Below are 8,980 nucleotides of genomic sequence, written 5' to 3'. Positions count from 1 at the left end.
GGAATTTAAAAAAGATGACTCCTGTTGGATACAGAAATCATCTTCTTGATGTTGCCTAACTTTTTTCAAAATGTCCTTTACAAAGGGTACAGATTAATGCTCCTAATCTTTTTTATTTATAGCTAATACTTTAATTGTTTTAATAGCCTCTTGTTTAATTCCCACAATGCTGTTTTGTTACTATCCCATTTCAAAAGCGTTACTGCTTCCTCAAAGCATAACCATTTATAATTGAGGTGTTCTTTTGATAATGAAATATTTTTTGTAGGAACTTTAACTCCAAAAGAAAATTCTTTTATTACATAAATATCTTCTCCCCAAAGAAATTCTCCAACTACATCCTCTACAGGTAGTGAAGACACAGAATCTAATTTAATATAGGGATATTCTCTTAAAATACCAGCCTCTTCAAATGATTCTCGTTTTGCTGATTCAATAGGAGTCTCACCATCTTCTCCACCACCAGCAATTCCTTGCCAATAACCATAATCACTTCGGTTAAAAATAGCATATTGAATAGAATCATCAGTTATTATATAAGGAAATATCAATACTTGATATGGTGCTCTCATTATATAACTGCCTCCACAAAATAATCTTTAAATAAATATGAATAATTAATTGTTCATAAACATGTTTAATCATAACTGGGCAAAAACTGCTTTTTACCTATCAAAATTTAATTAGCGTGGTTATTCTCCGAACTGCTATCGATACCCCTTATAGTTAATTGTTATATGAAGTGGGTGTTCTTTTGAATAAAAACACAACTGATAAAACAAAGATTACAGCCTTCAAACCACCCCAATATGGATAAATAGTATGGTTTGTTAAACTAGCATATTGAAAGATATTCTCTAAACCAAAAATCCCAATAATGACTGCTAAGAGAAAAGCGGCTTTTCCAATTGTACTATTACGATAGAGGGTAAATAAGTATATTGCACATATAAGTGGTACGATGATTTGTAGTAAGATTCCCATGGATTATCCCCCTAATTTATATTTTATACTTACATTATATCAAAAAAATGCAATAAAAAGGAATGTAAGTTAATTGATGCTAAATAGAAAACAGACTTGTACGAACAGGGATATCACGCTTTCACGTCTATAGTTTTGATACTAATTGAACCACTCTAATCATATTCTTCTATTAAAAAGAATAAAAAGAGGTGTACAGTTAATTGACAAAAGTTAAGGTTCGTTTACAGCCCATCGTTCATAACTTAAATTTACCAACTGTAATAAAAACAGCTATACTTCCAGGTGAATCGACCGAAAGGCTATTTATCGCAACTCAATTAGGGGAGGTTTTTTACATAGGAGACGGAGCTATAAAGACATTTTTAAATATTCGTCACCGAATTATTAAATTAGGCACATTTGAAGAAGGTGTTGCAAGTAGCGGTTATGATGAACGTGGATTGCTGGGATTAGCGTTTCATCCGCAATTTAATCATAATGGTTTATTTTATCTTCATTATTCAATGGTTGGGACTCAAGGACCAGGTGCACTTTCAGAACAATTTAAACCGAATCCGTGTGACCCGAAAACTTTAAACTTAAAGTGGATAAATAGAGATACTCAATATGATCATATTGATACAATTGAAGAATGGATTTTACAATCAAACGGTCAACCTCAAAAGCGACGAACATTACTGAATATAAAACGGCCATTTTTTAATCATAATGGAGTAAATAGCTTAAACTTTTCACCTGAGACTGGAAAACTGATTTTTACAAATGGAGATGGCGGTTCAGGCTATGATCCATTTAATTTAAGTCAGGATGATTTAGAAATAGCGGGGAAAATAATTGAAATCGATGTAAGTAAAAATACGTCCATAAACAATCCTCCAGTAGTTACACGCTTTAATGAACTTCCTTTATCTATACAAGAAACACTTACGGTAATTGCAAAAGGCGTTCGAAATATAACAGGTATTTCATTTCAAAGGTTTTATAATCAATATATCAAATATGCCGGAAATGTCGGACAGGATATTGTAGAGTCTATTTTTTCTTTTGTTCAATATAAACCAATACCAGTTACTGAACTTGTTCAAAGCTATTTAATGAGAGATACTCCCGATCAATATGGATTTATTAATTTTGGTTGGAGAGGGTGGGAAGGAGAATTACCTACTTCTTTTATAAGGCACTGTTCTGAGAATCCTGCTTTAGATGAGAGAACAATGGCTTATTATAATGAAACAATAGGAACATCCGCAAAGCGTATCCAACCTTTAATCAGTTATTTTCATAAAGATTCTAGACCAGATAAATTTGGAGGAACTTCACTTACAGGAGTCCAGCCATATATGGGAACTGCAATACCTAATTTAACGGGTAGTATCGTGTTTACTGATCTTGCTAAGAAAGAAAAATCTCAGTCTCCAGTAAAGGGTGCGTTAGCTTATTCTAGAGCTAGTATAGACGGGACACGTAATGATTTTCAAGTTATTGAAACTAATTATGATTTTGGTGAGCAAGCAGCTTATTTTATGAGTTTAGGAACAAACTTAGATCAAACTAGATTATATTTAGGAGTTTACGGTTCTATGAAAGTAACTGATTTTAACAAAGGTACTATTTTTGAAGTCGTTCTTTGATATGATAAAAACTTTCATGAAGTGCATGAATAAAAATAGAAAGTGATAAATTATATATCTTTAGGGGGATTTTGATGAATCACTTTAGAAACTATTGGTATCAACCGATGATCGCGCATGATACCAATTTTGTTCACAAAAGAAAGATGACACCAGCAAAAAGGTTAGTCATTACAGCGTTACTTGGTTCACTTGCTGCTATTTTTCAATCGGCGGGGAACTTAATCCCTGGTATTGGCTTATTTATTAGCCCTTTTGCTACGTTACCGATTTTTTTAGCTATTTGTTATTCTATTCGCGAGGGAATACTTTCTTATATTCTTACTATTCTCCTATTATTTATTATCGAGCCAAGTGAATTAATTGTCTTCCCTTTTACTACAGGCTTATTAGGTATAGCGTTAGGAGTATCCTTTATACAATTCAAGAGGAGGATTTTGGTGGTTTCCTTTTCAGCGATATGTTTACTTATAGGAATTATGGTCGTTCTTGATGTCTTTCGATTTCCTGTATTAGGTCCTACTGTTCATACAACTATGGATATAAAAATTATATTATCGATATTTATACTGAGCTTTCTATATTGTTGGATCTATGCAGGCCTTTGTAGAATAATGTTGAATAGAGTATATAAAGTATTGTCTTAACATTTTCAAAGATTGGAGATTTAAGTCGTGTATAACGTTGAAATAAGAAGGCCAAATTCGGATGATTTAGATGAACTTAATTTGTTTTTTCGTCTTGTTATTACACATACATTTAAAAATGAAGGGTTATCAAAATTATTGGATGACATAGAAAATGAAATACATACGAAAAAGCAGTATTTGAAAAATGATTTGGAGAGTAACGGAGAAAGTCGTTACTTTTTATTAGCAATTGATACAAGTAACGATAAAATCATAGGAACAATTGAAATCGGTCCAGCAAGTACATTGATTCATAGTTGTACAGGCGGTGTTCTTAAAGATTTATATGAAATAGGAACAGTATTTGTACTACCTGAATATCAACGAAAGGGCATAGGCAATGTATTACTAAATGCAATGTATATTACATTACTTAGCAGAGGAATAACAGAATACTGTTTAGATAGTGGATACAAAAAAGCGCAAAGTATATGGACAAAGAAGTTTGGAGAGCCTAGTTATGTACTGAAGGATTATTGGGGAGAATCAAGTGATCATATGATTTGGAAGAAGAGTTTACATGATGCTCCTATAATATTTGAATTATAAAATGAAATATGCCTCTGAACGTAGCTTTTCTTACATATGTATGCTATTATTTATCTTTATAATAAAAGAGGACGTGAATGAACTTGATTAAAATTAATATTCCTGAAGCTAACGTTTCAATTACTGAACGTAAACAAGTTTTTAAAGGAGACGAGCCAATAATCACTCCAATTAATGGTTTTATCGATTTCCACTTGTTCCCTAGAGATAAAGGCGGCATTTTTATGTTTTACAATATTAATGACGAACTTCTTTTCGTAGGTAAAGCCCGTAAAATTAGACAACGTATTAAGAAGCATTTTGAAGACAATGTTTCACCAATTAAAAATCACCGTGATGAAGTATACCGCATTGATGCATGTATCGTAGAAGATCCAACAGAAAGAGAAATTTACGAAACATACATTATTAATGAATATAAAGCAAAATATAACGTTGATAAAGTGTTCTATAAATAAGTAACAAAAAACAATCCTAGCACATATACTAGGATTGTTTTTTTATTGTTTCATTCTTCATTTCTTTCTCCTTTTTTAAAATGATTAGCTGCAATTAAACAGAAAAGCCCTATAAATAAAATTATAATTCCAAGCGTTTTATGTTTCCCTTCAAAAAAAGGAATATCTGAAATAACATTTGTCATACATAACCCTACAAACACAAAGATTGGCCCTATCCAAAGTAATACATTGCCGAATTTCGTATGTTGCCACATAGTAACCCTCCCGACCTCTTTTTACATATATATCCATAAAATGAAAGTAAATTCATAGAGAAATATAGTTTTTTTCATATCGAAAATTTAACCTTCATATATTGGTACAAGCAAACGAGAAAGGGGACTATCATGAATTGGTTAGAAGCTTTTATATTAGGGATCATACAAGGTTTAACAGAATTTTTACCGATAAGTAGTACAGGTCATCTTTATTTAGGAAGACATTTGTTTCAATTAGATGAAGCCGGATTGTTTTTAGATACGATGCTGCATATTGGGACTTTGCTTGCGGTGTTTATTTATTATAAAAAAGAATTTATATATTTAATTAAAAATCCATTTTCAAAACTAATGCTATTACTTATTGTCGGAACGATACCCGCAGTTGTAATTGGATTGTTATTTAAAGACTTCTTTGAGGATATTTCTAAAACAGGTATTACGATTGGTTGGGAGTTTTTAGTGACAGGTTTATTTCTATATATGGCCGATAAACAAAAAAATGGTCGTAAAAAAATGAATGACATTACATATAAAGATGCATTAATTATCGGTTCTTTTCAAGCAGCTGCTATTTTTCCGGCAATTTCTCGTTCTGGAATGACAATCGTCGCTGCATTATGGAGGAAGTTAGACCGTGAAACTGCTGCTTACTTTTCTTTCTTGTTATCAACTCCAGCCATTGTCGGAGCTATCATTTTGCAATTAGCAGATGTTTATCAAGGGAAAGCAGAATCTATTTCCAGTACATCTTTAATCGTCGGAACGTTATCCGCAGCATTTTTCGGTTACATAGCTGTTTCATGGATGATTCAATACTTAAAACGTCACTCTTTAAAAGTATTCGCGTACTACGTATGGGGATTAGGTATTTTAATTTTAACGTTGCAATATACTAACGTGTTTTAATGTATTAACTATTCGTTTAGATCCTGTTTCATTCATACAAGGCAGGATCTTTTTTCATTAAGGAGGAAAATATGTTTAATAAGGCTATTGTGATTGGCGGAAGTATCGCAGGGAAACTCGCAGCAAAAGCATTATCAACTACTTTTAAAGAAGTAATCATTATAGAAGCTGGTGAAAGATGGGATGGAAAAGCTTCGAGAAAAAGAGTTCCGCAAAGTAGTCATCCCCATGTGTTATTAAAGGGTGGAGAAAAAGCAATTGAGGAATTGTTTCCTGCTATCACTAATGAACTAATTGAAGCCGGTAGTATCGTAAATAATTTTACTCGTGATATAAAATGGCACCAATTTGGTTTATGGAAACAGCAATTCATAGGAAAAGTACATATGATCCAACAAAGTAGGTTTTTGCTTGAATGGCATATCCAAAAACGAATTGATGGTATTTCCAATGTTACGACTAAATATAGAACATCGGTTGAAGGGTTATTAGTAGATAGAAATCTCAACAAAGTATGTGGAGTAAAAGCTAAATGTTTAGAAACTAGCTCGCAGGAAGAAATCCAAGCAGATATTGTCGTTGATGCGAGTGGATTTGGTTCAAAAAGTATAGCTTGGTTAGGCGAACACAATATCGAAGTGCAAGAAGAGAAAGTGCGTATTGATTTATTTTACGCAACTAGACTGTTTAAACTCAAAGAAAATGAGAAATTTGACTGTTGTAATATGCTAATGTCTCCAAGTTTCCCTGACAATTCGCATGGTGTTCTTATTCAAACAATCGAGGATCATCGTTATTTTGTTACTTTCAGTGGGTACGCAAATGAGAAAGCACCACAAACTGATGAAGATTTTTATAATTTCGCTGAAAACCTATCAATCTCTAATGTTACAGATTTTTTAAATAAAGCAGAAGCCATTTCAGATATCAAAACGTACAAAATTCCTTATCAAGTACGTCGGCGATTTGATTTAGTGAATGATCTACCTGAAAGACTGTTAGTAGTTGGGGATGCACATTGTCGTTTTGATCCTGTATTTGGGCAAGGTGTTTCAGTTGCTGCTATGGAGGCTCACCAATTACAGTTACTTTTGCAAAGAAGACAAATACTTGATAAAGCATTTACTCAGCAGTTTTATAAAAGGACCGTTCATATCATACAAACTCCTTGGGAAATGACTACAACGGAAATATCACGTCATCCTCAGCTAAAAAGAGAATTATCGATAAAGCAAAAATTTCAGCAATGGTATACGAAACAAATATATCAACTATCTGCAACTGATTCTGACGTTTATATTCGATTGGTAAGAGTAATGAATTTAATGCGTAGTCCATTGCACCTATTTCATCCGAAAGTGCTACTTGCTGTGTTACTGAAGCGAAAGAAATAGAAGGAAAATAGTTGATTAAAAAAGAATATATAACAGTTAGTAGATATAGAAGGAGTAAGTGAGATGAAAATATACATAGAACAATTAAAGAAACACGATGCGAAAGATTTATTTACGTTTGAACTTACGAATAAATCTTTTTTTGAAACAATGGTACCAAATCGTGGCTCGCAATATTTTGATTTTGAATATTTTCAAAAACTACTAGATGATTTATTAATAGAACAAGCGGATGGAGATTCTTATTTCTATTTAATTCGTAATGAAGAAAAAGAAATTGTAGGACGAATAAATTTAGTAAATATAGATGCGGAAAATCGAAGCAGTTCGTTAGGTTATCGAGTCGGAGAAAAGTTTACTAAAAAAGGAGTTGCAACAGCAGCTGTACAATTAGTGTTAAACGTAGCAAAAAATAATGAAATTAATGAAGTTCATGCTAAAACAACTACTAATAATCTCGCATCACAAATTGTACTAGAAAAAAGCGGATTTTATTCTTATCAAAACGAAGCAGATACAAATTCTGTAGAATTAAACGGGGAACTTGTGAAGTTTGTACATTATATATGGAGAAATACTTCGCGCTTATAATAAGGGGGACTTATTCATGAATGATTTACGTTATCCAATTGGCCAATTTACTTACAAACGTCCTATAACTGAAGAAATGATTGATACATGGATTCAAGAAATTGAAGATTTACCTGATGAAATAACAAAGGCAATCAAAGATTTAGATCAGAAGCAGTTAGACACACCGTATCGAGTTGGTGGATGGACAGTACGTCAAGTTGTACATCACGTTGTTGATAGCCATATGAACAGCTACATACGTTTTAAATTAGCACTAACAGAAAAGAATCCAACGATTAAACCATATAAAGAAGAGAAGTGGGCAGAACTACCTGATTCTAAATTACCAGTAGATGTTTCACTAGTAATGTTAGATTCATTACATAAAAGATGGGTTAACCTTTTATATTCTCTAGAACTGGAAGATTTAGAAAAGACATTTAACCATCCAGATACCGGTGAAACAAAACTTGCTGCTGCAATTGGACTATATGCATGGCACGGACGTCATCATACTGCTCATATAACTTCATTAAGAAAACGACTAAATTGGTAACATGGAGATTAGTTTAAAGAAGGCGATAGAAAATGATGCAGCAGTTTTATTTCAAATGCAAAAAGACTCATTTAACCCTTTATTAAATAAATATAAAGACTATAATACAAATCCAGCAAATGAATCTATTGAAAAAACTATTTTAAGGATAAATAATCCTAACAGTAACTATTATAAGATGATATTAGATTCAAACCTTGTTGGAGCCATATGTATATCTCAAAAAGAAATACCATATAAATTTTGGATTAGTCCAATGTTCATTCATCCAAACTATCAAGGGAAAGGAATCGCTCAGAAGGTACTTATTCTAATTGAAAAGATGTTTCCAGAAGTACGGAGTTTTGAACTTGCTACGATTTTAGAAGAAGAAAGAAATTGTTTTCTATACGAAAAGATGGGGTATAAAAGAACGGAAATAATAAAGAAATTAAATGATAAAACTACACTTATTTATTACAAAAAAGAAAGGTAAAGCATTTAAAATACGCTTTACCTTTTTATGTTATTTAAGATTAAATATACAAATTAAATGCATATTCTTCCAAAATACTCGGGTTAGTAATTTCAGATGTGAATAAACATACAAAAAGACGTTATTTTGTCGTATATGTTACTAACGCTTTTTGAATGCTTAAAACACTATCGTCACCTTTAAATTCTTTCGTAATTGGCGTACTCAAACTAGATACCCAAATTTTCAGCTCAGCATCTAAATCGAAATGCCCAGCTGTTTCAATGCTAAATTGTGTAATGCTTTTATAAGGAATTGAATGATACTCTGTTTTTTTACCAGATATCCCTTGTTTATCTACTAAAATAAGACGACGGTTTGTAAATACGATTAAATCACGAATTAATTTATAAGCATGCTCAACTTTCTCATCGTCTAGCATAATCTTTTCTAAATCACGTTCTACACTTTCTGTACTCGCATTTGATGCATTTCCTAAAATACCGCTAAATAAACCCAT

13 protein-coding genes are annotated in these 8,980 nt (G+C 32.2%); 9 read left to right on the top strand and 4 right to left on the bottom strand.

The annotated features are described in order from the left end of the window. Nucleotides 1-122: 122 nt before the first annotated feature. Nucleotides 123-572 (bottom strand): NUDIX hydrolase, encoded by a 450-nt coding sequence (locus FOT98_RS23060; RefSeq protein ID WP_063263430.1) that lies wholly within the window; start codon nucleotides 570-572, stop codon nucleotides 123-125. A 154-nt stretch (nucleotides 573-726) separates the two neighbouring features. Continuing rightward, nucleotides 727-984: a hypothetical protein gene (locus FOT98_RS23055; protein ID WP_063263429.1), complete on the bottom strand. Its 258-nt coding sequence runs from the start codon at nucleotides 982-984 to the stop codon at nucleotides 727-729. A 203-nt stretch (nucleotides 985-1,187) separates the two neighbouring features. Between FOT98_RS23055 and FOT98_RS23050 the strand changes: the two genes are divergently transcribed. The 4 genes from FOT98_RS23050 (at nucleotide 1,188) to FOT98_RS23035 (ending at nucleotide 4,314) form a co-directional block, all read left to right on the top strand. Beyond that, the gene (locus tag FOT98_RS23050; protein WP_063263428.1) at nucleotides 1,188-2,618 is read left to right on the top strand and encodes a PQQ-dependent sugar dehydrogenase; all 1,431 of its coding nucleotides are present in this window, start codon (nucleotides 1,188-1,190) and stop codon (nucleotides 2,616-2,618) included. A gap of 74 nt (nucleotides 2,619-2,692) precedes the next feature. Then, nucleotides 2,693-3,265 carry a YybS family protein gene (locus tag FOT98_RS23045; protein WP_063263427.1) on the top strand — a complete coding sequence of 191 codons (573 nt, stop codon included), beginning with the start codon at nucleotides 2,693-2,695 and terminating at the stop codon, nucleotides 3,263-3,265. Nucleotides 3,266-3,292: 27 nt separating this feature from the next. Beyond that, nucleotides 3,293-3,856, top strand: coding sequence for a GNAT family N-acetyltransferase (locus FOT98_RS23040; RefSeq protein WP_063263426.1), 564 nt, complete (start codon nucleotides 3,293-3,295; stop codon nucleotides 3,854-3,856). 77 nt (nucleotides 3,857-3,933) lie between these two features. Next, the gene (locus tag FOT98_RS23035; RefSeq protein WP_061679041.1) at nucleotides 3,934-4,314 is read left to right on the top strand and encodes a nucleotide excision repair endonuclease; all 381 of its coding nucleotides are present in this window, start codon (nucleotides 3,934-3,936) and stop codon (nucleotides 4,312-4,314) included. A gap of 50 nt (nucleotides 4,315-4,364) precedes the next feature. Here FOT98_RS23035 and FOT98_RS23030 read toward each other — a convergent pair whose 3' ends face one another. Beyond that, nucleotides 4,365-4,571, bottom strand: a complete 207-nt coding sequence (locus FOT98_RS23030) for a hypothetical protein (protein WP_063263425.1) — start codon at nucleotides 4,569-4,571, stop codon at nucleotides 4,365-4,367. A 132-nt stretch (nucleotides 4,572-4,703) separates the two neighbouring features. Between FOT98_RS23030 and FOT98_RS23025 the strand changes: the two genes are divergently transcribed. The 5 genes from FOT98_RS23025 to FOT98_RS23005 all read left to right on the top strand — a co-directional run bounded on the left by FOT98_RS23025 (nucleotide 4,704) and on the right by FOT98_RS23005 (nucleotide 8,481). Then, nucleotides 4,704-5,483, top strand: a complete 780-nt coding sequence (locus tag FOT98_RS23025; protein ID WP_063263424.1) for an undecaprenyl-diphosphate phosphatase — start codon at nucleotides 4,704-4,706, stop codon at nucleotides 5,481-5,483. Nucleotides 5,484-5,554: 71 nt separating this feature from the next. Next, complete coding sequence (locus FOT98_RS23020; protein WP_063263423.1) at nucleotides 5,555-6,877, top strand: FAD-dependent oxidoreductase; 1,323 nt, start codon at nucleotides 5,555-5,557, stop codon at nucleotides 6,875-6,877. 63 nt (nucleotides 6,878-6,940) lie between these two features. Continuing rightward, on the top strand, nucleotides 6,941-7,468 hold the full coding sequence (locus FOT98_RS23015; RefSeq protein WP_063263422.1) for a GNAT family N-acetyltransferase: 528 nt from the start codon (nucleotides 6,941-6,943) through the stop codon (nucleotides 7,466-7,468). A gap of 16 nt (nucleotides 7,469-7,484) precedes the next feature. Then, nucleotides 7,485-8,006 (top strand): YfiT family bacillithiol transferase, encoded by a 522-nt coding sequence (locus tag FOT98_RS23010; protein ID WP_063263421.1) that lies wholly within the window; start codon nucleotides 7,485-7,487, stop codon nucleotides 8,004-8,006. Nucleotide 8,007: 1 nt separating this feature from the next. Next, nucleotides 8,008-8,481, top strand: a complete 474-nt coding sequence (locus tag FOT98_RS23005) for a GNAT family N-acetyltransferase (RefSeq protein WP_061679036.1) — start codon at nucleotides 8,008-8,010, stop codon at nucleotides 8,479-8,481. 121 nt (nucleotides 8,482-8,602) lie between these two features. Here FOT98_RS23005 and FOT98_RS23000 read toward each other — a convergent pair whose 3' ends face one another. After that, nucleotides 8,603-8,980 (bottom strand): PH domain-containing protein, encoded by a 378-nt coding sequence (locus FOT98_RS23000; RefSeq protein WP_000522465.1) that lies wholly within the window; start codon nucleotides 8,978-8,980, stop codon nucleotides 8,603-8,605.

The organism is Bacillus sp. HY001, assembly GCF_007558965.1.
GTDB lineage: Bacteria > Bacillota > Bacilli > Bacillales > Bacillaceae_G > Bacillus_A > Bacillus_A mobilis.
This window is presented reverse-complemented; position numbering and strand designations above follow the sequence as displayed.

Excerpts from the sequence above, each read along its gene's own strand:
- FOT98_RS23060 (WP_063263430.1), bottom strand. The coding sequence starts at position 572 with ATGAGAGCACCATATCAAGTATTGATATTTCCTTATATAATAACTGAT.
- FOT98_RS23055 (WP_063263429.1), bottom strand. The coding sequence starts at position 984 with ATGGGAATCTTACTACAAATCATCGTACCACTTATATGTGCAATATAC.
- FOT98_RS23045 (WP_063263427.1), top strand. The coding sequence starts at position 2,693 with ATGAATCACTTTAGAAACTATTGGTATCAACCGATGATCGCGCATGAT.
- FOT98_RS23035 (WP_061679041.1), top strand. The coding sequence starts at position 3,934 with ATGAACTTGATTAAAATTAATATTCCTGAAGCTAACGTTTCAATTACT.
- FOT98_RS23030 (WP_063263425.1), bottom strand. The coding sequence starts at position 4,571 with ATGTGGCAACATACGAAATTCGGCAATGTATTACTTTGGATAGGGCCA.
- FOT98_RS23025 (WP_063263424.1), top strand. The coding sequence starts at position 4,704 with ATGAATTGGTTAGAAGCTTTTATATTAGGGATCATACAAGGTTTAACA.
- FOT98_RS23020 (WP_063263423.1), top strand. The coding sequence starts at position 5,555 with ATGTTTAATAAGGCTATTGTGATTGGCGGAAGTATCGCAGGGAAACTC.
- FOT98_RS23015 (WP_063263422.1), top strand. The coding sequence starts at position 6,941 with ATGAAAATATACATAGAACAATTAAAGAAACACGATGCGAAAGATTTA.
- FOT98_RS23010 (WP_063263421.1), top strand. The coding sequence starts at position 7,485 with ATGAATGATTTACGTTATCCAATTGGCCAATTTACTTACAAACGTCCT.
- FOT98_RS23005 (WP_061679036.1), top strand. The coding sequence starts at position 8,008 with ATGGAGATTAGTTTAAAGAAGGCGATAGAAAATGATGCAGCAGTTTTA.
- FOT98_RS23000 (WP_000522465.1), bottom strand. The coding sequence starts at position 8,980 with ATGGGTTTATTTAGCGGTATTTTAGGAAATGCATCAAATGCGAGTACA.